This is a genomic window from Sphingobium phenoxybenzoativorans, from assembly GCF_001757355.1.
Lineage (GTDB): Bacteria > Pseudomonadota > Alphaproteobacteria > Sphingomonadales > Sphingomonadaceae > Sphingobium > Sphingobium phenoxybenzoativorans.
In genome coordinates this window covers 1-23505 of sequence record NZ_MINO01000017.1, presented here as the reverse complement: position 1 = coordinate 23505, position 23505 = coordinate 1, and the positions used below count along the sequence as shown (strand labels likewise).

The 23505-nt window shown below is 59.9% G+C and carries 25 protein-coding genes; 24 read left to right on the top strand and 1 reads right to left on the bottom strand.

The features are described from left to right. Nucleotides 1-27: 27 nt before the first annotated feature. From BHQ40_RS10800 to BHQ40_RS10770, 7 genes are all read left to right on the top strand, one after another. The gene (locus BHQ40_RS10800) at nucleotides 28-324 is read left to right on the top strand and encodes a helix-turn-helix transcriptional regulator (RefSeq protein ID WP_070155756.1); all 297 of its coding nucleotides are present in this window, start codon (nucleotides 28-30) and stop codon (nucleotides 322-324) included. A 41-nt stretch (nucleotides 325-365) separates the two neighbouring features. Continuing rightward, nucleotides 366-1217 carry a replication initiator protein A gene (locus BHQ40_RS10795; RefSeq protein ID WP_435593911.1) on the top strand — a complete coding sequence of 284 codons (852 nt, stop codon included), beginning with the start codon at nucleotides 366-368 and terminating at the stop codon, nucleotides 1215-1217. Nucleotides 1218-1482: 265 nt separating this feature from the next. Next, nucleotides 1483-2121 (top strand): ParA family partition ATPase, encoded by a 639-nt coding sequence (gene parA / locus BHQ40_RS10790; RefSeq protein ID WP_070155755.1) that lies wholly within the window; start codon nucleotides 1483-1485, stop codon nucleotides 2119-2121. After that, nucleotides 2118-2381, top strand: a complete 264-nt coding sequence (locus tag BHQ40_RS10785) for a chromosome partitioning protein ParB (protein ID WP_083276852.1) — start codon at nucleotides 2118-2120, stop codon at nucleotides 2379-2381. Before parA ends, BHQ40_RS10785 begins: the two co-directional genes overlap by 4 nt. Beyond that, a complete protein-coding gene (locus BHQ40_RS10780) occupies nucleotides 2378-2911 on the top strand; it encodes a DUF2840 domain-containing protein (RefSeq protein WP_070155751.1) in 534 nt (177 codons plus the stop codon). The genes BHQ40_RS10785 and BHQ40_RS10780 overlap by 4 nt, the downstream gene beginning before the upstream one ends. Beyond that, the gene (locus BHQ40_RS10775; protein ID WP_070155749.1) at nucleotides 2908-3507 is read left to right on the top strand and encodes a S26 family signal peptidase; all 600 of its coding nucleotides are present in this window, start codon (nucleotides 2908-2910) and stop codon (nucleotides 3505-3507) included. The genes BHQ40_RS10780 and BHQ40_RS10775 overlap by 4 nt, the downstream gene beginning before the upstream one ends. Before the next feature lie 460 nt (nucleotides 3508-3967). Further along, entirely contained in the window at nucleotides 3968-5944 is a 1977-nt protein-coding gene (locus BHQ40_RS10770) for a relaxase/mobilization nuclease domain-containing protein (RefSeq protein WP_070155747.1), read from the top strand. Nucleotides 5945-5970: 26 nt separating this feature from the next. Here the strand turns inward: BHQ40_RS10770 and BHQ40_RS10765 are convergent, their stop codons facing one another. Next, the gene (locus BHQ40_RS10765; RefSeq protein WP_083276842.1) at nucleotides 5971-6876 is read right to left on the bottom strand and encodes a LysR family transcriptional regulator; all 906 of its coding nucleotides are present in this window, start codon (nucleotides 6874-6876) and stop codon (nucleotides 5971-5973) included. A gap of 138 nt (nucleotides 6877-7014) precedes the next feature. Here BHQ40_RS10765 and BHQ40_RS10760 point away from each other — a divergent pair, with 138 nt between their 5' ends. The 17 genes from BHQ40_RS10760 to trbL all read left to right on the top strand — a co-directional run. After that, nucleotides 7015-7809, top strand: a complete 795-nt coding sequence (locus BHQ40_RS10760; protein WP_070155745.1) for a glutathione S-transferase family protein — start codon at nucleotides 7015-7017, stop codon at nucleotides 7807-7809. Between the two features lie 16 nt (nucleotides 7810-7825). Continuing rightward, the gene (locus BHQ40_RS10755) at nucleotides 7826-8791 is read left to right on the top strand and encodes a glutathione S-transferase family protein (RefSeq protein WP_070155743.1); all 966 of its coding nucleotides are present in this window, start codon (nucleotides 7826-7828) and stop codon (nucleotides 8789-8791) included. A gap of 19 nt (nucleotides 8792-8810) precedes the next feature. Continuing rightward, on the top strand, nucleotides 8811-10166 hold the full coding sequence (gene gorA / locus BHQ40_RS10750) for a glutathione-disulfide reductase (RefSeq protein WP_070155741.1): 1356 nt from the start codon (nucleotides 8811-8813) through the stop codon (nucleotides 10164-10166). Between the two features lie 42 nt (nucleotides 10167-10208). Further along, nucleotides 10209-10802 carry a 2-hydroxychromene-2-carboxylate isomerase gene (locus BHQ40_RS10745; protein WP_070155739.1) on the top strand — a complete coding sequence of 198 codons (594 nt, stop codon included), beginning with the start codon at nucleotides 10209-10211 and terminating at the stop codon, nucleotides 10800-10802. Nucleotides 10803-10837: 35 nt separating this feature from the next. Beyond that, nucleotides 10838-11464 (top strand): glutathione S-transferase family protein, encoded by a 627-nt coding sequence (locus tag BHQ40_RS10740; RefSeq protein WP_171905827.1) that lies wholly within the window; start codon nucleotides 10838-10840, stop codon nucleotides 11462-11464. A gap of 155 nt (nucleotides 11465-11619) precedes the next feature. Beyond that, nucleotides 11620-12543, top strand: a complete 924-nt coding sequence (locus BHQ40_RS25025) for a catechol 2,3-dioxygenase (protein WP_083276841.1) — start codon at nucleotides 11620-11622, stop codon at nucleotides 12541-12543. A 531-nt stretch (nucleotides 12544-13074) separates the two neighbouring features. Then, on the top strand, nucleotides 13075-13476 hold the full coding sequence (locus BHQ40_RS10735) for an HlyD family secretion protein (RefSeq protein ID WP_253183323.1): 402 nt from the start codon (nucleotides 13075-13077) through the stop codon (nucleotides 13474-13476). Nucleotides 13477-13712: 236 nt separating this feature from the next. Next, nucleotides 13713-14657, top strand: a complete 945-nt coding sequence (locus BHQ40_RS10730) for a LysR family transcriptional regulator (RefSeq protein ID WP_070155734.1) — start codon at nucleotides 13713-13715, stop codon at nucleotides 14655-14657. Continuing rightward, the gene (locus tag BHQ40_RS10725) at nucleotides 14654-14932 is read left to right on the top strand and encodes an EexN family lipoprotein (protein WP_070155732.1); all 279 of its coding nucleotides are present in this window, start codon (nucleotides 14654-14656) and stop codon (nucleotides 14930-14932) included. The genes BHQ40_RS10730 and BHQ40_RS10725 overlap by 4 nt, the downstream gene beginning before the upstream one ends. 233 nt (nucleotides 14933-15165) lie before the next feature. Then, a complete protein-coding gene (locus BHQ40_RS10720; protein ID WP_070155730.1) occupies nucleotides 15166-17169 on the top strand; it encodes a conjugal transfer protein TraG in 2004 nt (667 codons plus the stop codon). Further along, on the top strand, nucleotides 17166-17630 hold the full coding sequence (locus BHQ40_RS10715; RefSeq protein WP_070155728.1) for a ribbon-helix-helix protein, CopG family: 465 nt from the start codon (nucleotides 17166-17168) through the stop codon (nucleotides 17628-17630). The genes BHQ40_RS10720 and BHQ40_RS10715 overlap by 4 nt, the downstream gene beginning before the upstream one ends. After that, nucleotides 17627-18679, top strand: a complete 1053-nt coding sequence (gene trbB, locus BHQ40_RS10710) for a P-type conjugative transfer ATPase TrbB (RefSeq protein ID WP_070155726.1) — start codon at nucleotides 17627-17629, stop codon at nucleotides 18677-18679. The genes BHQ40_RS10715 and trbB overlap by 4 nt, the downstream gene beginning before the upstream one ends. A gap of 41 nt (nucleotides 18680-18720) precedes the next feature. Next, nucleotides 18721-19053 carry a TrbC/VirB2 family type IV secretion system protein gene (locus tag BHQ40_RS10705; RefSeq protein WP_435593910.1) on the top strand — a complete coding sequence of 111 codons (333 nt, stop codon included), beginning with the start codon at nucleotides 18721-18723 and terminating at the stop codon, nucleotides 19051-19053. Then, nucleotides 19050-19319: a VirB3 family type IV secretion system protein gene (locus BHQ40_RS10700; protein WP_024110176.1), complete on the top strand. Its 270-nt coding sequence runs from the start codon at nucleotides 19050-19052 to the stop codon at nucleotides 19317-19319. Before BHQ40_RS10705 ends, BHQ40_RS10700 begins: the two co-directional genes overlap by 4 nt. Before the next feature lie 10 nt (nucleotides 19320-19329). Then, entirely contained in the window at nucleotides 19330-21780 is a 2451-nt protein-coding gene (trbE, locus tag BHQ40_RS10695; RefSeq protein WP_070155720.1) for a conjugal transfer protein TrbE, read from the top strand. After that, the gene (trbJ, locus tag BHQ40_RS10690) at nucleotides 21777-22505 is read left to right on the top strand and encodes a P-type conjugative transfer protein TrbJ (RefSeq protein ID WP_070155718.1); all 729 of its coding nucleotides are present in this window, start codon (nucleotides 21777-21779) and stop codon (nucleotides 22503-22505) included. Before trbE ends, trbJ begins: the two co-directional genes overlap by 4 nt. An 11-nt stretch (nucleotides 22506-22516) precedes the next feature. Continuing rightward, nucleotides 22517-23505, top strand: a 989-nt coding sequence (trbL, locus tag BHQ40_RS10685) for a P-type conjugative transfer protein TrbL (RefSeq protein ID WP_070155715.1), incomplete at its 3' end; no start/stop codon positions are given.

The following is a 23505-nucleotide window of genomic DNA, read 5'->3' as shown; positions in this document are numbered from 1 at the left end:
CTGTCCTGACCGATGGAGGCATACCCGATGCGACCTGCTCCCTTGCGGCCTGCTGCCGCACACGCCACGCAGCAGCAACCCGCTGCTACTGCGCAACCTCAACGCTACCTGACGAACGACGAGGCCGCTGAATACCTGCGCCTGTCGCCGCGCACGCTGGAAAAGCAGCGCGTGATCGGTGGCGGCCCGCGCTTCCGTAAGTTCGGTCGTCGCGTCATGTATGCGGTGGCCGACCTCGACGCCTGGGCCGACCAGCGCAGCTTCGAGGCCACGTCCGATCCCGAATACGCCGAGCAGCACTCGGCTGACAGCCGTGCGCGCTGATCGGCGCTTCGCCGGTGGCCATCGCCATGTCCAGCGCATCGCTGCCGTCCCGATCATCGGGGCAGCGATCGACGCAGGAGCGGGAACAACTCGACCTGTTCCGCGCGCTGCCGGGCGACATGGCGCCGCGCGACAGCCAGGATTTGATGGCCTTTCCGTTCTTCTCGCTGGCGAAGTCGAAGCGCGTCCAGCCGATCGACTTTCGCGCTGGCGGCGTGACGATCCGCGTGGAGGGAACGCAGGAGCACGGCATCGCCACGATCTGGGATGCCGACATCCTGATCTGGGCGGCCAGCCAGATCGTGGAAGCGCGCGATGCGGGCATCCGCCCGTCGCGGCTCATGCGCGCCACACCCTACGAGATCCTGCGCTTCATCGGGCGCGGTACGTCGCTGCGCGACTACCAACGCCTCAAGGCAGCCTTGGATCGCCTGCAATCGACCACGGTGGCCACCTCCATCCGCGAGACGACCGGGCGGCGCTTGCATCGCTTCTCCTGGATCAACGAATGGAAGGAACTAGCCGACGCCCGCTGTACGCCACTGGGCATCGAGTTGATCCTGCCGGACTGGTTCTTTGTCGGCGTGATGGACGCGGCGCTGGTGCTGACCATCGACCCGGCCTATTTCAAGCTCACGGGTGGCATCGAGCGCTGGCTGTACCGCCTGGTGCGCAAGCACGGCGGCAAGCAGCCCGGCGGCTGGCAGTTCGACTTCAAACACCTGCACCGCAAATCGGGCAGCACGGCGAAGCCCTACGACTTCGCCTGCGACCTGCGCGCGCTGGTGGCCCGGCAGTCGATGCCGGGATACGTCCTGGGCATCGAGCGGATGCCGGACGACGGGGTCGAATTGCTGACCTTCCGGCCCGTGCTGCGCACGGCACGGGGATAACTCGGGGAAAACCTGTGAATGGCCTCGTGCTATCAGGCGTGCCGGGTATCGTGCTATCGGGCGTGTCCCTATCGTGCTATCAGGCGTGCGAAACCGCCGAAATCTTAATAGCGGCGAGGGTTTTCGGTCTCTCTAACTTCCCTAACTTAAATTCTTTAACTAATAAAAACAGCGCGCCGTTTCGGTGGATAAACGACAAACGGCACGGCACACGACGATTCGCGCAGTACAGAAAACCCAGCTTTCCAGCCAGGAGGGCCGGGCCATGATCATCGCCTTGCTCAATCAGAAAGGCGGCGTTGGCAAGACCACGCTCGCCACGCACATCGCCGGCGAGCTGGCCATGCGCGGCCAGCAAGTTGTTCTGCTCGACGCCGACCCGCAAGGCTCGGCGCTGGACTGGACTCAGCGGCGAGCCCAACAGGGCTTGCCACGCTTGTTCAGCGCCGTGGGCCTCGCACGCGAAACGCTGCACCAGGAAGCCCCTGAGCTGGCACGCCGGGCCGATCACGTCGTCATCGACGGCCCGCCGCGTATCGCCGCGCTTGCGCGCTCGGCGCTTCTGGCGGCCGAGCGCGTGCTGATTCCGGTGCAGCCCAGTCCCTACGACTTGTGGGCGTCTGCCGAGATGGTGGCGTTGATCCGCGAGGCGCAGGTGTTCCGGCCAGCGCTGAGCGCGGCTTTCGCCATCAATCGGCGTGTCAGCACGACCATCATTGGCCGTGAAGCGCGCCAGGCATTGGCCGACCAGCCGCTGACCGCGCTGCGCTCGGAGGTGCATCAGCGCATTGTTTTCGCCGACAGCGTGGCCGCCGGTCGGCTGGCCCGGGAAACGGCACCTGACAGCGCCGCGGCGCGCGAGATCGCTGCGCTGGTCGACGAACTGCTGCGGTGGCCGACATGACTGGAATAAACAGCAAGCGCGTCGGCATAGGAGTACGGCCACCCGCGAACCCGCACGCAGAGGCGTGGGTCCGCCAGGGCGAAGCCGACGCCTTACAGAAAGGCGATCTCTACACCGCGCGCCTGACCCTCGACATCACGCCCGCGATGCGTGCGCGCATCAAGGTGTCGGCCTTCACGCAAGGCGTGACCGTGGCCGAACTGCTGCGCGCATTGCTGGAACGCGAATTCCCGGACGTATCCACGGAGAGAACACCGTGAACGCTCATGCCTTGCCAGCCACGGCTGCACCACCAACGTCACTCGCTGAACTCGTTAACCGAGCCGGCACCGCACCACTGACCCGCGTTTCGCTGGCCTACATCGAACAGCGCATCGACATCTATCTGCGCTTCGGCGAACCGGTGCGCACCGTCCGGCTCGACCGTTGGCGGCGGGTTGCGATGTTCCAGCCAAGCGCCGTGTTTTGTCGCATCCGCTGGCACGCCAACGACTATGGCACCGTGCGCTGGCAGCTCATGGTGATGCAGGCTTGCACGCCGCTGGATGCGGCGCAGCGCATCCCCGGTGTGCTGCCCGGTGCGCGCCTGCTGCTGCACGCCGAGGGTGAACCCGCCGTGCGCGCCGTGTTGGCGCAACTCGACGCCATCGAGGCGCAAGGCATCGCGCCCGCCGACGTGTCACCCGCGTACTGGCGCACACTCGGCAACCGCCTCGCTGCGCGCCTATCGCTGCCGGCGTACACAGCCAAGCGGCACGCCGCCTGGCTGGCAGGGAGGGCGCTGTCATGACGATGCTTTCCACATCCGGTGCCACGCCGCATCCTCGCTCGCGACAGCGCGCTCGCCTCGCGCTGGCGGGCCTGTCCGTCAGCGGCCTCGCTGCGCTGGCCTGGGCATCCTTCCTGCCCGATCACATGCGGCCGTTGCCACGCCTGATCTACAACCCGTCCGACAGCGTGGCGGTCGGCTGGTATCGCGTCGAACCTCTCGACCATCGCGCCGGTTCGCTGCCAAGTCCATTGTCCGTGAACAGTATCGTGCTGGTGCCGCTGCAGGCCGAGGCCGCCGCATTGGCTGCGCAGCGCGGCTACCTGCCGACGCGCGTTCCATTGCTCAAGCGCGTGGGTGCGATTGCGCCGCAGGAAGTGTGCATCGCGGGCGGCATTGTCCGCATCGACGGCGTGCCTTCGGCCGCCGTGCTGCGAGCTGACCGGCTGGGCCGACCGCTGCCATCGTGGCAGCAGTGCCGCCGTCTTGAATCCGGGGAGCTGTTCCTGTTGAGCGTGACGAATCCGTCGTCGTTCGACAGCCGCTATTTCGGCCCGGTCAGCGCATCCACGGTGATCGGTGTTGCGCATCCGGTCTGGCTGGAGACACATCCATGATGGCCGCCGATTCGCTGGCCATTTCTGTGCACCTCATCGTGCCATCTGACGTGTCGTTTCACTGGTCGTCTCCGTGTCGTTGCGCGTGCAGTGCGAGCGTTGACTTTGCGTATTCGGCGCCGCACGTCGCGCAACATCCGGCGCCGCTTTCCCACGTGCGGGCGTCTTGCCTCGAACGCGCCCGGCCGAGGGCCGTCGCCGCGTTCGCCGGCGCGCTGGCTGCAAGCAGCGCAGCGTCGCCGGGCCGCCGACGTTCGGAGCGCCAGCGAGGGGCAAAGGCGGAAGGCAAGACAAAAGCACGCGGCACCGGGCCGCGTCGAAAACCAGTCTGCACATGGGGGTGGCGCGGCACGGAGCGGCGTGGGCGCCGTGCCGCGCAGGAAGCGAAGGCCGCGCCGATGCAGGCATGTCCGCGTGCTTCGTACGGCCGGACACGCCGGAGCTTGCAGGGAGAGCAGCCATGAGCGACCGTCGCGATGACGATTTCCGTATCCGCCCCAGCACCCCGAAGAAGCGGGGCCAGGGCTTCGTCTCCAAGGTTCTCAAGCAGGCAGGCAAGGCCAGCAGCGGCAAGTCGTCGGTGCGTCTTCCTGGCGTTGCCAGCGGCTCTGAGAGGGGCACGGGCCAGCGGCCAGGCTCGCGCCTGGGGCGCGGCCACACTGCGGCGCGCTTCGCCGGGGCGAAGCTGACGCCCATGTCGCGGCGCGTGACCATCAAGACGCTACTGGTCAACCAGCGCCGAGCCAGCCCGCGGTCGCTCGCCAAGCATCTGCGCTACATCGAGCGCGATGGCGTAGGCCGCGATGGCGAGCCGGGCCAAGCCTACGGATCGCAGACCGATGCCGCCGACCTCGACGCCTTCAAGGAACGCTGCGCTGACGACCGGCACCATTTCCGCTTTATCCTCTCGCCTGAGGATGGGGCCGAGCTGGAAGACCTACGCACCTACACGCGGCACCTGATGGGCCGCATGGAGGGCGATCTGGGCACGGGCCTCGATTGGGTGGCCGTAAACCATTGGAACACCGATAACCCGCATACGCACATCGTCGCGCGTGGACGCGATGACACCGGCGAAGACCTCATCATCGCGGGCGACTACATCGCCGATGGCTTCCGCCATCGCGCCGCCGAACTGGCGACCGAATGGCTGGGGCCGCGCACCGAGCTGGAGATCCAGCAGACATTGAAGCACGAGGTGGAACAGGGGCGGTGGACGAGCCTCGACCGTACCTTGCTACGAGAGGCTGGCGAGGATGGCCGGGTGCAGATCGAACGGTTCAACGAACCTCGGCTGCAACGCCAGCGCCTGCTGCTGATCGGCCGGCTGCAACGCTTGCAGCGCCTGGGCCTGGTCGACGAGATCCGGCCGGGCACCTGGGCCATCCATGCCGACGCGGAAAAAACCCTCCGCGCCCTGGGCGAGCGTGGCGACATCATCCGCACGATGCAGCGGGCCATGAGCGGCGAGCCGCGCGAACTGGCGGTGTTCGAGCCGGGCGACGACGGCCGAACCATCCTCGGCCACGTGGTGGCGAGGGGGCTGATCGACGAGCTGCGCGACCGGGGCTATCTGGTCATCGATGGGGTGGACGGCAAGGCCCACTACGTCGCGCTTAACGCCCGCGACGAACTGGAGAACTTTCCGACCGGCGCCGTGGTTGAGGTACGCAGTTCCGCCGAGGTACGGGCGGCCGACAAGAGCATCGTTGCTCTGGCGAGCGATGGCGTGTACCGCACCGATCATCACCTGGCGATTGAGCAAAGCCGGGCCAAGGCGGGCCGCGACCCACAGGAAATTGTCGCGGCCCTTGTCCGCCGGCTCGAAGCCCTGCGCCGGGCCGGTATCGTGGAGCGCGTGGCCGAGGGGCTATGGCGGGTGCCGGACGACCTGCCCGAGCAGGGCCGCCAGTATGACGCGCGGCGCCTGGGCGGCTTGGCCGTGGAGCTGAAATCGCACCTGCCCATCGAGCGGCAGGTGCGTGTGATCGGGGCAACCTGGCTCGACCAGCAGTTGATCGGCGGTGGCTCGGGACTGGGCGGCCTGGGCTTTGGCGGCAAGGTCAAGCAGACGATTCAGCAGCGCGCCGACTTCCTGGCCGAACAGGGTTTAGCCGAGCGGCGCGGGCAGCGCGTGATACTTGCGCGGAACCTCTTGGCCGCGCTGCGCAATCGGGAGCTGGCGCAGGCCGCCAAGGACATCGTCGCGGAAACTGGCCTGGAGCACCGCCCAGCGGCGGACGGGGAGCGCGTGGCTGGCATCTACAGGCGCTCCGTCATGCTCGCCAGCGGGCGCTACGCGATGTTGGACGACGGCATGGGTTTTAGTCTGGTGCCGTGGAAGCCGGTGATCGAGCAGCGGCTGGGGCAGCAGATTGTTGCGACGGTGCGAAATGGTGGGGTGTCCTGGGAACTTGGTCGGCAGCGCGGGCTGTAATTCCACGAATGCGTGAGGATGCGATGCTATCCAATATCGCCACCGAAAGAAGACGAGAATCTGCTTGTTAAAAAATCCAGAAGAATCTTCACTTTCATCGGCATATGCTTCCGATGCGGATAGACCGCGTGGATCTGTTGTCGCTCTATCTTAAATTCAGGAAACAATTGGACAAGCTGTCCGCGTTCGATGTCGCGCGAGACCATGAAGGCCGATAGACGTCCGATGCCCCCACCCAACTGCATGTACTCGTGGAGTAAGTCGACATTGTCGGTCACAAAGTTTCCCTTTACCTCGATGACCTCGATTCCCCGGGCGCTCCCAAAACTCCAACGGTTAAATGCTTCATTTGTCGATAACCTTAGGCAGTTATGTTCTTCAAGATCCGATGGAAAACGCGGCTCACCATGTTCTTTTAAATAGTTTGGACTTGCACAGACTATACGGCGGCTCTCCCCCAATTTCAGTCCTACAAGACTCGTATCTTTGAGCTTTCCAAGTCTTATCGCAAGGTCAACATCCTCCGCGATCAGATCTATAGCCTGCCCGGTCAATTGAAATTCCACGGTTAATCTAGGATACAGACGTTGGAATTCAGGCATCAAGGGCAACAAAAGATGCTTTGCGAAACCAGGTGTGCTGTTGATACGAAGCGTCCCGACAGGTACATGGCCAAAGCCGATAAGCGAGTCCTCCGCGCTCTCGACCTCAGCAAGAATATCCACACAGCGCTCGAAATAACAACGGCCGCCTTCTGTGGGACTGATAGCCCGAGTGCTTCGATTTAGCAATCGCACGCCCAAACGTGTCTCAAGGCGGCTCACCAACTTACTGACCGCCGATGGCGACAGGTTGAGATGGCGTGCAGCAGCGGAGAAGCTACCCCGGCGCACCGACTCAACGAATACTTGCATCTCAGTCCATTTTTCCATGCGACCACGCCAATCTATGAAATTCCTTCACAAATGATTTTCCACCTTTGACGATTATCGCACTTCCATGCAGCAGATACCATGCATCCACCTAGTCATTTATTCCCCGCTACCAGGGGTTACAAGGAAGGTGTCTTCATGCTTGAGCTCTATACGCATCCCATGTCGCCATGTGCCCAAAAAGTCCGAATTGTCCTGGCCGAGAAGGACTTGCCATGGGTTAAGCGCCACGTTGAATTGTCTCAGAAAGAGAATCTTCGGGAGGAGTACTTGAAGCTGAACCCGCTCGGCGTAGTGCCGACGCTTGTTCACGACGGACGGCCTGTAATCGAATCCAATGTCATCTGTGAATACTTGGAAGACATTCATCCGACGCCGAGCCTGAAGCCCAAATCGCACTACGAAGTCGCCGACATGAGGCTCTGGATGAAGCACGTCGACACAAAGCTTCATCCTTCGTGTGGTGCGCTTCAGTGGCCACTAGTAATGCGGCCCGCACTGATGGAGAAGACAGAGGAAGAACGGCGAGCACTGCTTGAGAAGGTTCCGGAAAAGCCTCGCCGCGAACGCCAAAAGCGATTGGTTGAGTTTGGCCTGGATGCGCCCGACGTTGTTGATGCAGTACATGTGTATCGGAAGACGATCCTTCATATGGAAGAGATGCTGAAAGCGCATCTGTGGGTTGTAAGTGACACGTTTAGCCTCGCCGACGCCAGTTTGGCTCCGTATTTTCAAACGATTCTTCAGTTCGGCTGGACTGAAATGTATGAGGACTGCCCTCGCGTGGCCGACTGGTTTGAACGCTGTCGTGCCCGCCATTCCTACGAGACTTCGGTTGCATGCGATTTCCCGCCTGAAACCATGGCAGACCTTCACGCAAAGGGCGAACAGGCTTTACACAAAATCCGCGAGCACATGAACGCTCTTAAGTAGCCGACAAGGAATAATCATGGGTTGGTCGACCGGACAAAAAGCTCCCGATAAAGACGGATCATTCGTTAGGGCTGATTCGGCGTTTCGCAACTGGATTACCAGAGACGGAGCGCCGGGACCAACTGGCAAAGGGGGCTTTCAAGCAGAGGTGGGGCGGTACCACCTAATCGTCGCCTTAACCTGCCCTTGGGCACATCGAACGCTGATCTACCTGCGTCTTAAAGGCCTTGAGTCAATAATATCCCTCGGCATCGTCCATCCTCAAAGGACATCGAAAGGTTGGTCATTTCATCCGTTTCCCGGTTCAACTGAAGATTCAGTGCTCAATACGGAATATTTGAGTGACTATTACTACCAAGCCGATTCTGACTACCAAGGTCGTTTTACTGTACCAATACTGTGGGACAAAGCGCAAAGAACCATCGTAAGCAACGAGTCTGCTGACATCATCCGTATGTTCAACTCAGCATTTGATGAACAGACCAAGTCAACTGAAGACTACTACCCTAAGCAGCATAGAAACGAAATCGACAAAATCAATGGATTCATTTACCAACATTTAAATAATGGTGTGTACAGGGCTGGATTTGCGACGAGTCAATGCGCATACGAAGAGGCGTATCACGATGTCTTTTATGCGCTTGAGTTTCTGGAATCTCAACTAAAGCGAAGGCGCTACTTGATAAGCGATGAACCCACAGAGGCGGATTGGCGCCTGTTTCCGACTCTAGTGAGATTTGATTCTGTCTATTATTCGTTATTCAAATGCAATCACCGGCGCCTTATTGACTATCCTTCTCTTTGGGAATATACGCGCCGCTTATACCATCATCCGCATATCCAAGAGACGGTTAATTTTACGCACATCAAGCATGGTTACTGGCGGAAAAGTGACCGAAATCTAACAGGAATTGTGCCCCTCGGGCCGGAATTGGATTTTTCGCTCCCCGGAGAAACGGAATCCTCGATCAGGTCACAATAAAACCTGCGGTGCTTTCAATATGACATCTTACGATTATGATCTTTTCGTTATTGGCGCTGGATCTGGGGGTGTGCGTGCCGCGCGCCTATCTGCAGCTCAGGGCGTCCGGGTGGCGATTGCAGAGGATTTATATGTAGGTGGCACTTGCGTCAACGCGGGTTGCATACCAAAGAAAATCCTGGTTTTTGCATCAGACTTCAACGCAGCCTTTCAGCTCGCGCCTGCCTATGGATGGAGCGTATCAAGCCCAACATTCAATTGGCACACCCTCATACAAAACAAGAACAGAGAAATCGGGCGTCTGAATAACATCTATAGAGAAATTCTCAATCGATCAGGCTGCACCCTAATTGAAGGACGGGCGAAGATTTTTGATCCTCATACGGTCCAGGTGGCCGATAAAAACATAACGGCTGAACGCATCTTGATTGCGACAGGGAGTTGGCCCTTTGTACCAGAATTTCCAGGGCGAGAGTTCGTCACTACCTCCAATGAGGTATTCCATTTCTCTGACATTCCAAAGCGCGTGGTCATCGTTGGAGGAGGATATATTGCTGTTGAGCTTGCTGGAATATTCTCCGGACTTGGCGCAAAGACGGAACTAGTGTGCCGTGGTGACAAACTGCTGCGTGGTTTTGACGAAGATATCCGCGTGATGGCTGGAGCTGAAATTGAAAAAAATGAAGTTTCTATTAACTACTCAAGCGAAATCCTTCACGTTGAACGTTCAAGCCTAGGTGAACTGAAGGTAACGCTAAACAACGGTAAGGAAGTGATCGCGGATCGAGTCATCTACGCCACCGGGAGGAAGCCAAAAACTGAAGATCTGGGATTGGAAAGCACCGCTGTCCAACAAGACAGCGATGGGGCGATCATGGTGAACGAAAACTTCCAGACAGCTCAATCCTCGATTTTTGCACTCGGTGACGTCATCAATCGCAAGGCTTTGACGCCGGTCGCTTTGGCTGAGGCTTCGCATCTTGTGCAGCACCTGTTCGGCCAAAAAGCGCAACCGATGAATTACGACTTAATCCCAACAGCGGTATTTTCGCGTCCAAACATCGGAACAGTTGGTCTGACTGAATCGCAGGCGCGACATATATACGGCGACATTTCGATATTCAAATCACACTTCACGCCACTAAGAAATGCACTAGGCGGTAGTAATGAACGAATCTTCATGAAAACTATCGTTGATAGATTGAGCGATCGGGTTCTGGGCGTCCACATGGTAGGGCAGGAGGCGGGAGAAATCATTCAGGGAATAGCTATTGCGTTAAAAGCAGGGGCAACCAAAGCGATTTTCGACTCTACGATTGGCGTACATCCAACCGTCGCCGAAGAGTTTGTGACCATGCGAGAAGAATCAAAATAAGAATAGTAGGCTATTAATTGATATTAATTAGTGGAGTAGGTAATGAGCGCAATTGTCCATGTTAAATTGTTTTTTAATTTCAGAAGCCCTTACTGCTATCTCGCCAGCAAAAAGATGTGGCCAATTCTCGATGATTTTAATAGCCGTTTGCTTTGGCGCCCGGTAGGCGGTTGGGATCTTCGTTCAACGCCGGACCGGGCCAAGACGAAAATGCCACTGTCGCGCCAGGATCTTGGCCGATTTGCACGGCGTCTAGGTATTCCCGTGGTGCCGCCTCCGGTAAGTACAGACCCAACCTTGGCGGGAGCAGGTTCGTTTCTGGCCGAAAAGAAGGGGCTGCTGCGTCCTTATATCATTGAAATGATGCGTGCAGAGTGGAGCTACGGTCGCGATATTGGGCAAGAGGACGTACTGCTTGATGTGGCAGCGAGTATAGGGCTCGACAGAAATGAGTTTGTTGAGGCCATCCACAGTACGTTCAACCACGAACAGCTCAGAAAGAACGCAGAGGAAGCGGTTGAGCTTGGGGTTATTGGTGTGCCGACATTTGTTATTGATGACCAAGTTTTTTGGGGTCAAGACCGTATTGATTTCGTTATTGATGAATTGCGTGAGAGGCGCGCTTCTAAGATTTAGGAAGCACACCTTAGCTTATGATTGGGGATTGGTTTATGGCAGATATTATTCTGTACAACAAACCGGAGTGTCCGTTTTGTTGGAAGGTACGAATCGCGCTCAATGAAATCGGCCTTTACGCGAATTTGGTAGATTCCAATGCGCCAGAAACACGCCTGGTATGGGAGCCACTCAACCCAAAAAAAACGGTTCCTGTTTTTGTTCATAACGAAGTCATAATTTATGAATCCAATGTGATCCTGGAATATCTGTCGGATATCACGGGTGAGCTAATTCCGTCCATTGCTCGCGATCGTGTCTTTCCTCGCCTAATTAATTCATACAGCGACACGGTCATTGGCGTCGGATTAAAAGAGGTGATTTTTGAAAAGCGAAGCAAGGATGAAGGTAGCTGGGATCTAAATCGAATTCAGGCCGGAACGAAAACTTTTTGGGAGTCCATTTTATATCTGGAGAACGCCTTAGGTGATGGTGATTTTTTTGCGGAAGAGTATTCGATTGCCGAATGTGCTCTGACAGCGCGATTTGGGCTTGCTGAAGCATATGGGGTCGCAATTCCAGACCAGTTTCCGAAATTGCGTAATTGGTATTCAAGGATGAAGAAGCGACCTAGTTTCCGCGCGACTGCTCCTGAAAATTTGCTCTTTGAGAGAACTAACTAGTGGATCGTAAAGCATTCAGCTTTAAATCGCGAAAATACTTAGTTTAAGAGCATTGAATTTGAGAATTTAAATCTGCTCGGAATCACTTCTTCGAATTAAGAAATGAAGCAAATTTTCATTCCAAAACCGATCTGATACATATATAGGTGACTGAAATGAGAAAAGGTGTAATCCGACCAGGCCATATACAGCTAAGAGTAATGGATATGGACGCGGCATTAGCCCATTACCGTGATCTACTCGGCATGATTGAAGTTGAGAGGGACGAATCCGGGCGGGTCTACCTCAAAGGCTGGACGGAAGTCGACTGTTTCTCCCTTGTACTCCGGGAAACTGATTCCGCTGGGATGGATTTTGTGGGGTATAAGTGTTTGGATAGCGCAACGGTCGGTACGCTTAAGCGTGAGCTGATTGAATTTGGATGTAATGTAGAAGAAATTCCAGCCGGCGAATTAAAAGGATGTGGGGCGCGGGTTCGGTTTGATTCGCCTACGGGGCATATTTTCGAGTTATATGCCGAGAAGGAGCAGACGGGCAAGTGGGGAATCAATAACACGAATCCCGAAGCATGGCCACGTGGCCTAAAGGGAATGCGAGTTCTTCGCTTCGATCATTGTCTGCTGTATGGTCCAAATATCGCCGGAAGTATTGATCTGTTTTGCAAAATATTGGGATTCGACATGGCAGAGCAGGTCGTCAATTCTGCCGGGGGGCGTCTTTCTGGTTTTCTTTCACTTGGCATGAAGGCTCACGACGTGGCTTTCATAGAGCATCCTGAGCCTGGCAAGCTCCATCACGCAGCGTTTTTCCTAGAGTCTTGGGACGATGTGCTTCGCGCTGCTGATTTAATTTCGATGACCGATACTTCGCTTGACCTGGGCCCAACAAGGCATGGGCTCACTCATGGGAAAACCATCTACTTTTTTGATCCATCCGGAAATCGCTCTGAAGTATTTGCTAATGGGGATTACCATTACCCCGATCATCCTACAGTTACCTGGACTGAAGATGCTTTGGGAAAAGCCGTTTTTTATCATGATCGAGTCCTAAACGAGGCCTTCTTGACTGTTCTTACATGAATATTCTCTTCGAGAATAGGCAAGAATAGGTGCTCCTAAAACTAAATCCTCCGTCTGAAATGCGTCTTTGTATGTATTTCAACGTCTCTTTCCGAGAGATCGAAAGGTCTCTCGTTTTTTTATCTACAGACGATCTTTGCCGGTTATTGGCTTTTTAATGTTATTGCCGCAATCAGTGTGGTCCGGATTCGGCCAATTGCGCGTCCATAGGTTTTTCGGCTGACCTTTATGTTTTTGTTTTGCGGAGATGAAATGTATTTATCCGCTCCCCATTTTGCTAAATTAACTTCCCTTAAGTGGCGTTTTCTAGGCTAAAAAAGGTTATATGGATATATGGGGCCCACGGCGTGGTCTGATACAGGGCGCCCTCCGTGGCTTTCGAGCGGTAGCCCCGTGGTTATCCCTTGGGCGCTGGCGTCGTCGATTGTTTCTGGTAGGTGCGACACTTCTTGCAGGTCTTGCGGCTATCACGTTTGCCATGTGCGCTGATCTCGCCATCGAAATTCACAGGCGAATCTACTTTGAGCTGTGGTGGTCGACCCTGATTATCGCACCTGCTGGTTCGGCCAGAAATCGGTACGTGTTGGCGCATTCGTGAATGCTGGCAAGCCGTTGCTCGCGGTTATCCCGCTCGATGCCGTTTACATCGCGGCCAACTTCCGCGAAACGCAGTTGGCGCGCGTACGAACCGGGCAGTTGGTGGACATCAAAGTAGATGCACTACCTGACACTGTATTGCAGGGAACGGTGGAAAGCTTGGGGCCAGCCAGTGGCGTCAGCTATTCGGCTGTCGCACCACACAACGCCACGGGCAACTTCACCAAGATCGTCCAGCGCCTGCCCGTGCGTATTCGCATCAATCAAGACCAACCAGGTGCGGCGAATCTGCGTGTCGGTATGTCCGTGACGCCGAAGATCCAGATCGGTAAATAGATCATCAGTCCAACATGAGGAGCCACACAAATGCGGAAATACCCTTATCAAGAAACTCTCGGGCAATTGACGGATTTACATGGTGGCCCCAGTTGTCATAAGCCTCTTGAGTGTGAGGAAGGAATAATGCCGATCTCATTTATTCCGTTACGTGGAATCGAAGCTGAGGTGATTTCAGTGACTAGGTGGACCCGGCTGCATTTGCGGTTGGTCTGAACAACGTGATGTGAATCGTCATGGAGCTTCGCCACCTTCGATATTTCCTGGCCGTGGCCGAAGAACTCCATTTTGCTCGTGCGGCGGAGAAGCTGCATATTGAACAATCGCCGCTGTCGCGGGCCATCAAGGAACTGGAGGAAGAACTCGGTGTGGCGCTGTTTGCACGTACCACCCGCAGTACGCGGCTAACCCATGCCGGAACATTGTTCTTGGTGCATGTGCGTCGTGTGTTTTCCGCCTTGGAACAAGCGCGTGATAGCGTAAAAGCGGCAGCTAATGGCTTCCATGGACAATTGCGAGTGGCATTGTCGGACGGTATTACACCGTCGCGTTTGCCGACTTTGTTGGCGTTATGTCGTCAGGAAGAACCCGAGGTCGAAATCCGCTTTTTCGAGGTGCCGCTATCGCAGCAGATAAAAGGGTTGCACGATGATCTATACGACGTGGGATTTGCTCAGTCCGACGAGGTAGGTGATGGCATCGTCGCGTTACCGGCTTGGAGTGATGTGCTGATGGTGGCGGTTCCCGCTCGCCATCCTCTATTGACCTACAAGCGTATCCCTTTGGATGAACTGTTGCGCTATCCGCTGGTATTGTGTGATCCGCAAGTGTGTGAAGGCTATGCCAAAAGCGTAGAACGAGTGCTGCGTCGTGCTGAAGTGGAACCGTTGATCGCAGAGCGAGTTACCACATGCGATCTGATGATGGCGCTGGTATCAGCCGGCTTCGCGCTCGGGCTGGCGGGCGCTGCGCACATTTCCGCCAGCCGTGAACCGGGAGTGGTAGCGCGGCCACTTGCGTCGCGTGTACCTCCGCTGACGACTTACTTGCTTCGTCTTGACGGTGATCCGTCCGACGAACTTGCACGGTTCATCGAACGGGTACAGACAATTGAAACGCCGGAGACTCCCAGGCCCATCCGAGGCCGTAGTTCTGATCCACCGGAGGAATTGATGCCGTGAAGAAAATCATTCCGTTCTTGCTCGTGACTGCCCTGTCCGCTTGCGGCCAAGCCGAGGCACCTCAGAAGGCCGCCGATTCGGAGACAAATATTCCGACGGTGGAAAAACTAGCGGCCAACCCTGACCGGCTTAAAGAACTGCGCCAACAGTGCAAGACGGATCGCCCCAAGCTGGGCGACGTGCTGTGCAACCGGGTGGCCGAAGCCACGCGCAAGCGGTTCTATGGCGACGGCGACACCCCCTACACTCCGCCGAAAGAGCCGCCCAAGTTCTGATTGTCGGAAGCTTGCCGCTTCGCCTGCTTTTTTTCCAACACGCCGCGAAGCGCCTGCGCTTGCGGTTTTTTTCTTTGGCTTGCCACCGCTCTCATTCTTTCTTTTTCCTCGACCTTTCTGCTCTAAACGGTCTTTGACCGGCACTGACCCGGCACCGATCCTGATGCCTGCGGCACGCCCTTATGCCGCTTCTTCCATAAGGAATCAGCGCAGGAGAAATCGGAGGACAGGTCATGCAAGGGACGAACGTGCTGTTCGGTCAGATTGCCGTGGTATTCGGCATCGTGATCGCCGGCGTGTTGGGCGCCACACAATGGACAGCAGCCGCCCTTGGCTATCAAGTGCGCCTTGGCTTGCCCTGGTTCGATTTTCTCGGCACGCCGATCTACCACCCGTGGAAGCTGTTCGAGTGGTGGTTCGTTTTCGATGCTTACGCGCCGCGCGTGTTCGATACTGGTGGCGCCATCGCGGGCGGCAGTGGGTTACTCGCGGTGGTCGTCGCCATCGGCATGTCGATCTGGCGCTCGCGCCAGTCGCGCCTGGTTACGACTTACGGCTCGGCCCGCTGGGCGAACGCGGATGACATTCGCAAGGCAGGCCTGAAGCAACCGGCCGGCGTGTTCGTCGGCCTGCACGACCGCCAGTATCTGCGTCACGACGGCCCGGAACACGTCCTGACCTTCGCGCCGACGCGCTCCGGCAAGGGCGTCGGCCTGGTAGTGCCAACGCTGCTCTCCTGGCCCGCGTCCACCGTCATCCACGACATCAAGGGCGAGAACTGGTCCATCACCGCCGGCTGGCGCTCGCGCTTCTCGCACTGCCTGCTGTTCAACCCCACCGATGCCAAGTCGGCGGCCTATAACCCGCTGCTGGAGGTGCGGCGCGGCGCGCATGAAGTGCGCGACGTGCAGAACATCGCCGACATCCTGGTCGATCCCGAAGGGGCGCTGGAACGGCGCAACCATTGGGAAAAGACTTCGCACGCACTGCTGGTCGGCGCCATCCTGCATGTCCTCTATGCCGGCGAGGACAAGACCTTGCGCGGCGTCGCCAACTTCCTCAGTGATCCTGCTTACCCATTCGAGCTGACGCTGCACCGGATGATGACGACGCGGCATCTTGGTGATGCCCCGCATCCCGTCGTCGCCTCGGCCGCGCGCGAAGTGCTCAACAAGAGCGACAACGAGCGCTCGGGCGTGCTGTCCACGGCCATGTCCTTCCTGGGCCTGTACCGTGATCCCACGGTGGCCGAAGTCACCTCGCGCTGCGACTGGCGCATTGCCGACCTGATTTCAGCAGAGCATCCGGTATCGCTGTACTTGGTCGTGCCACCGTCCGACATCAGCCGCACCAAGCCGCTGGTGCGCTTGATCCTCAACCAGATCGGCCGGCGCCTGACCGAGTCGCTCGATGGCAGCGACGGCATCGCGCGCCGCCACAAGCTGCTGTTGATGCTCGATGAGTTTCCGGCGCTAGGCCGGCTCGACTTCTTCGAGACGGCGCTTGCATTCATGGCCGGCTACGGGATTCGCAGCTTCCTGATCGCGCAGTCGCTCAACCAGATCGACAAGGCCTATGGCCAGAACCATTCGATCCTCGACAACTGCCATGTCCGGGTGACTTTTGCCACCAACGACGAACGCACGGCCAAGCGCATTTCCGAGACGCTGGGCACGGCCACGGAACTGCGCGCGCAACGCAACTACGCCGGCCACCGGCTCGCGCCGTGGCTGGGGCACTTGATGGTGTCGCGGCAAGAGACGGCACGGCCACTGCTCACCCCGGGCGAGGTGATGCAGCTTCCACCCGACGAGGCCGTGGTTATGGTGTCCAGCGTGGCACCGATCAAGGCGAAGAAGCTGCGCTATTACGCCGACGTAAATTTCAAGCAGCGCGTGCTGCCGCCACCGACGCTTGCGGCCAATCGCTATGCGGATGTGCCGCCAGTACGGCCCGACGACTGGAGCGAACTGGCAATTCCCGCCGTGCCAACCGCACCCGCCGCTGGGGTCATGGCCGACAGCGAAGCCAGCACCGCCGATGACGGTGGTCCGCGCCGTCAGCCAGAGCTGTCCGAAGTCGTCGAGTACCACCCCGAACAGGAGCCTGCCAGCAATGACCTGGCGCTGCTCGATGACGACGACTTGCCATTGCCGCTTCCTCGCCAGCTCGACCCGGCCATGCAGCGCACGGCCCGGCTGGCATCCCTCGACCCTGACGACGGAATCCAGCTATGAGCCAATACCGCCTCAACCTGTTCATTCCGCCCGAGCACGCGAAGCGTCTGGACGAACTGGCCGCCAAGAAAGGTGTGTCCAAGTCGTCGATCGTCGCGGCAGCACTGGCGTCCTGGCTGTCGCCGGATGCGGGCGATCAGCGCGAGGCGGCGATTGCCAAGCGACTGGATCGGCTGTCACGCCAGTTCGAGCGACTGGAACGCGATCAGAACATCGAGATCGAGACGCTGGCGCTATTCGTTCGCTACTTCCTGACCGTCAGCACGCCGGTTCCCGAGGCGCATCAGGAAGCGGCCCGCGCCCAAGGCAAGGCTCGCTTCGAGCAGTTCGTCGAACAGCTCGGCCGTCACCTGTTGCGTGGGCGCAGTCTGGTGCGCGACGTGGTGGAGGAACTTCAACCCGATTCTGTGCGGCTGGACAAAGCGGCGGCGTTGGCCGAAGCCCAGGAGCACGCCTCATGAGCGCACAACCCGAGTCCTTCGCCGCTACGTCGCTCGACCGGCGCATCCGCATGCTGCGCACGGCCATGGGGCCGGTGATCGCCGCCGCGCTGGAAGACCCGGACGTGGTGGAAATCATGCTCAATCCCGACCGGTCACTGTGGGTGGATCGCCTGTCCTCCGGCCGCGCACCGCTGGGCGTGGAGCTATCCGAGGAGGATGGCGAGCGAATCATCCGGCTGGTCGCCGCACACGTCAGCGCGGAAGTCCATCGTGGCCAGCCGCTCCTGACCGCCGAGTTGCCCGAGACGGGCGAGCGTTTCGAGGGCATCCTGCCGCCCGCCGCACCGGGACCTGCCTTCGCGCTACGCAAGCGGGCTGTGAACATCATCGGCCTGGATCGCTACGTGGCCGACGGCATCCTGTCCGCCGCGCAGGCCGAATTCCTGCGCCGTGCAGTGCGCGAGCGGCAGAACATCCTGATCGCCGGCGGCACCAGCACTGGCAAGACAACGCTGGCGAACGCCTTGCTCGCCGAGATCGCCGTCACCGGCGACCGCGTGCTGGTGCTCGAAGACACCATCGAATTGCAATGCGCTGCACGCGACCATGTGCCGCTGCGCACGCGCGCGGGCGTTGTGTCCATGACCGAGCTGGTGCGCGCCACGATGCGGTTGCGCCCCGACCGCGTGGTCGTCGGCGAAGTGCGCGGTGGCGAGGCACTGGATCTCGTCAAGGTGTGGGGAACAGGTCACCCCGGCGGCATCGCCACCATCCACGCTGGCTCAGCACTGGGTGCGCTGCTGCGCCTGGAGCAGTTGGTTCTCGAAGTCGCGGTCAACCCGCCGCGCGCACTGATCGCCGAGGCGGTGAACGTCGTCGTGTTCATCGTCGGCCGCGGTCGCAAACGCCGCATCGAGACCATCGCCCGTGTCGCTGGCTTCGACGGCAAGGGCTATCGCCTGGCGGACGTTCTAGAAACGCCGTTTCCAGAGCTGCTGCCGCAGTCTTCCATCGTTCGTTCCGTCGTTTCTTCCCCATCCCTCAACCACTCTGGAGAACTGCCATGACGCACGCCCATGCTTTCCGTATTTCCGCAAATCCGGCTTCGATCTTCGCTCGCCTGCGCCGTCTGGCCGAGCCCGCCCATCACGGCCTGTTGCTGGCTGCCGCGATGCTGATGACGGCTGGCACCGCGAAGGCGGCCGGTTCCTCGATGCCCTGGGAAGGGCCGCTGCAATCCATCCTCGACTCCATCCAGGGGCCGGTGGCGCGGATCATCGCGGTGATCATTATCATTTCGACGGGCCTGGCGCTGGCCTTCGGCGACACATCGGGCGGCTTTCGCAAGCTGATCCAGATCGTTTTCGGTCTGTCCATCGCCTTCGCCGCGTCCTCGTTCTTCCTGTCCTTCTTCAGCTTCTCCGGCGGGGCCGTCGTATGAGCACGGCCAACGACTTGCCGGGTTTCGAGATTCCGCTGCATCGCTCGCTGACCGAGCCGATCCTGCTGGGCGGCGCACCCCGCACCGTGGCGATTGCCAACGGCACACTGGCCGCCGCCGTGGGTCTGGGCCTGCAACTGTGGATTCCGGGCCTGGTGCTTTGGATCGTCGGCCACTCGCTGGCGATGTGGGGTGCGCGCGTCGATCCGCAGTTCATGCAGGTGTTTGCCACCCACCTGAAACACAAACCGCTGCTGGACGTGTGAGGACCATGCCATGCTGAACCTCACCGAATATCGCCAGCGCCCACCCTTGCTTGCCGACTGGCTGCCCTGGGCCGGCCTGGTCGCGCCGGGTGTTGTGCTCAACAAGGATGGCAGTTTCCAGCGCACCGCACGCTTTCGTGGGCCGGACCTGGACAGCGCCACGCAGGGTGAGTTGATCGCCACCACGGCAAGGTTGAACAACGCGCTGCGCCGGCTTGGCTCTGGCTGGGCGCTGTTCGTCGAAGCCGAGCGCCGGCCGGCGGCGGACTATCCACACTCGGATTTCCCGGAGCCCTTGTCCTGGCTGGTGGACGAAGAGCGGCGCGCGACCTTTGAAGAATCGGGCAACCACTTCGAGAGCGGCTATCACCTCACGCTGCAATACCTGCCGCCCGAGGAGTCCCGCGCCCGTGCAGCCAAGATGCTCTACGAGAACACGCCCACACAAGGCGTGGACTGGCGCGAACGCCTGGCTGCCTTCGTCGCGGAGACCGACCGCATCTACGACCTGCTGGACGGGGTGATGCCGGAGATCGCCTGGCTCGACGACAGCCAGTCACTGACCTACCTGCACGTGACCGTCTCGACGCATCGTTACCGCGTCGGCGTGCCGGAAGTGCCGTTCCACCTTGATGCACTGCTGGCCGATGCGCCCCTGGTCGGCGGCTTGGCGCCCATACTGGGCGACCAGCACCTGCGCGTGGTGACGGTGCGCGGCTTCCCGACCTCGACCTGGCCGGGCATTCTGGACGACCTCAACCGGCTCGGTTTCGCCTACCGCTGGAGCACGCGCTTCCTGTGCATGGACAAGGCCGAGGCAGAGAAGGAACTGGGCCGCCTGCGCCGGCAGTGGTTCGCCAAGCGCAAGAACGTCCTCGCGCTGCTGCGCGAAACCATCTTCCAACAGGAAAGCCCGCTGGTCGACACCGATGCCAGCAACAAGTCCGCCGATGCGGACGCGGCCTTGCAGGAGCTGGGCAGCGATCAGGTCGCCTTCGGCTACGTCACGGCAACCGTGACCGTGCTGGATGCCGACGTCGACGCGGCCGACGAAAAGCTGCGCAGGGTGGAGCGAGTCATCCAGGGCCGTGGCTTCGTGACGATCCCGGAAACGCTGAATGCCGTGGAGGCCTGGCTGTCGTCGGTGCCGGGCAATGCCTACGCCAATGTTCGTCAGCCCATCGTCTCGACGCTGAACCTCGCGCACCTGATGCCGGTATCGGCAGTGTGGGCCGGGCCGGAGAAGAACGACCACTTCGACGGCCCGCCGCTGATCGTCACGCGCACCGAGGGCGTCACGCCGTTCCGGCTGGTGACGCACATCGGCGACGTGGGGCACACACTGGTGGCTGGGCCAACCGGCATGGGCAAGTCGGTTCTGCTCGCCACGCTGGCGATGCAGTTCCGCCGCTATCCCGGCTCGCGCATCTTCGCCTTCGACATGGGGCGCTCGATGCGCGCCACCATTCTTGGCCTGGGCGGCGAGCATTACGACTTGGGCGCCGACGGTGCAATCGCGTTCCAGCCACTTGCGCGCATCGACCGGGAAGGCTATCGCACCTGGGCCGCCGAGTGGGTTGAAGGCCGCTTGCGACACGAGGGCATTACAGTTGGACCGGACGAGAAGGCGGCCATATGGTCGGCGCTCGTGAGTCTTGCAGGCGCGCCCGTAGAGCAGCGCACGTTCACCGGCTTGTCGGTGCTGCTGCAATCCAACGTACTGCGCCAGGCACTCGCGCCCTACGTGCTCGGCGGTGCGCACGGCAAGCTGCTGGACGCCGATCACGACCGCCTGGGCGCGGCCGACGTGCAGTGCTTCGAGATGGAGGAACTGATGCACAGCAAGGCCGCGGTGCTGGCCGTGCTGGGCTATCTATTCGCGCGCTTCGATGAGCGTTTCGACGGCGCGCCGACGTTGCTGATCCTTGATGAAGCCTGGCTGTTTCTGGACGACCCGGTGTTCGCAGCACGCATTCGCCAGTGGCTCAAGACGCTGCGCAAGAAAAACGTCAGCGTCATCTTCGCCACGCAGTCGTTGGCCGACATCAAGGACTCGACCATCGCGCCCGCGATCATCGAGAGCTGCGCCAGCCGCATCTTCCTGCCCAACCCGCAGGCGACCGAGCCGCAGATTCGCACGATCTACGAGGGCTTCGGGCTGAATACCCGGCAGATCGAAATCGTCGCCACCGCCCAGCCCAAGCGCGACTACTACTATCAGTCGCGTCTGGGCAACCGCCTGTTCGATCTGGACCTTGGGCCGGTCACGCTCGCCTTTGCGGGCGCTTCGACGCCCCAAGACCAACGCGCTATCGACAACGTGCTGCGCAATGCCGGAACGCCGGGCTTCGTAGGCGCCTGGCTGCGCCATCGTGGCCTCGATTGGGCGGCCGACCTGTTGCCGTCCGCCCCGTCGGCCGCGTCCTTCCTTGCTTCTCAACCTTTGGAGGTCTCACCATGAAGAAACGTCTTCTTGCCGTCGCTGCTGCCGCCTTGATCGCTGTCATGCCGGTCGCACAAGCGCAATGGGTCGTCATCGACCCCACGAATCTGGCCCAGAACATCCTGACTGCTGCGCACACGCTGGAGCAGATCAACAACCAGATCAAGCAGCTTCAGAACGAAGCGCAGTCCTTGATGAACGAGGCTCGCAATCTTGCGAGCCTGCCGTTCAACGTGGTCAATCGCCTGCGGAGCAACCTGGACACGACGCGGCAACTGATCGCCCAGGCGCGGGGGCTGGCCTTCGACATCCAGAACATGGACCAGCAGTTCGCGCAACTGTACCCGGAGCAGTACGCCGCCAGCGTGAGCGGCAACCGGATGTTCCAGGACGCGCACCAGCGCTGGCAGAACACGCTCCAGGGCTTGCAGACCGCCATGCGCATGCAGGCGCAGGTGTCGCAGAACCTGAACCAGGATGAGGGTGTGCTGGCCGATCTGATCGACCAGAGCCAATCGGCCACCGGCGCCTTGCAGGCGATGCAGGCCACCAATCAGCTCCTGGCCCTGCAAGCCAAGCAGTCCATCCAGACCCAGCAGCTCCAGCTCACGCAGGGCCGCGCGGCTTCTCTGGAACTGGCTCGACAAGCCGCCGCTGTCGAACGTGGGCGTGAGGTGACACGCCGCTTCCTCGGCGGCGGCACGGCGTACACGCCGCAGTCCGTGAACTTCTACGGCAACTGACGGGTGCGGCCATGAACGACGTCTCCGTCATCGACCGTTTCCTCAATGTCTTTTCCACGTACATCGATTCGGGGTTCGGTCTACTGCACGGTGAAGTCGCTTTCCTGACCGCGACGCTGGTGGCGATCGACATGACCCTGGCCGGTCTCTACTGGGCGCTGGGCCATGCCACCGGCCAAGGTGACGACGTGATGGCCAAGCTTTTGCGCAAGGTGCTCTACGTCGGCGCCTTCGCCTACATCATCGGCAACTTCAACTGGCTGGCGAGCATCGTGTTCCGGTCCTTCGCCGGCCTTGGCCTGACGGCTTCCGGTTCGACCTTGACCATGGCGACCTTCCTGCAGCCGGGGCGGCTGGCCAAAACCGGCATCGACGCCGCTGCGCCGATCCTGCAACAGATCAGCGAGATGGCCGGCTTCCCGGAAGTGTTCATCAACATCGCGCCCATCGTGGTGATGTTCCTCGCCTGGCTGATCGTCATCATCAGCTTCTTTGTGCTGGCGGTGCAGCTCTTCGTCACGCTGATCGAGTTCAAGCTGACCACGCTCGCCGGCTTCGTGCTGGTGCCGTTCGCGCTCTGGAACAAGACCGCTTTCCTTGCCGAAAAGGTGCTCGGCAACGTGATCTCCTCGGGTATCAAGGTGCTGGTGCTGGCCGTTATCGTGGGTATTGGTACGGGGCTGTTCGCCGAATTCCAGGTCACGTCGAATGAGCCCTCCGTCGACCACGCGCTGGTGGTGATGCTGGCTTCGCTCTCCCTGCTGGCACTCGGCATCTTCGGGCCGGGCATCGCCACCGGTCTGGTGTCCGGGGCGCCGCAGCTTGGCGCGGGTGCAATGGCCGGTGCCGCAATGGGCGCAGCCGGTACGGCTGTCGCGGTCGGTGCTGCCGCGACCGGCGTGGGCAGCGCGGTGGTGGCTGGGGCGCGCATGGCGCCCGCCGCCGCGAAGATGGCAGGCAATGGTGCGCGTGCCGCCGCCTCGACCGCAAGCAGTGCGCG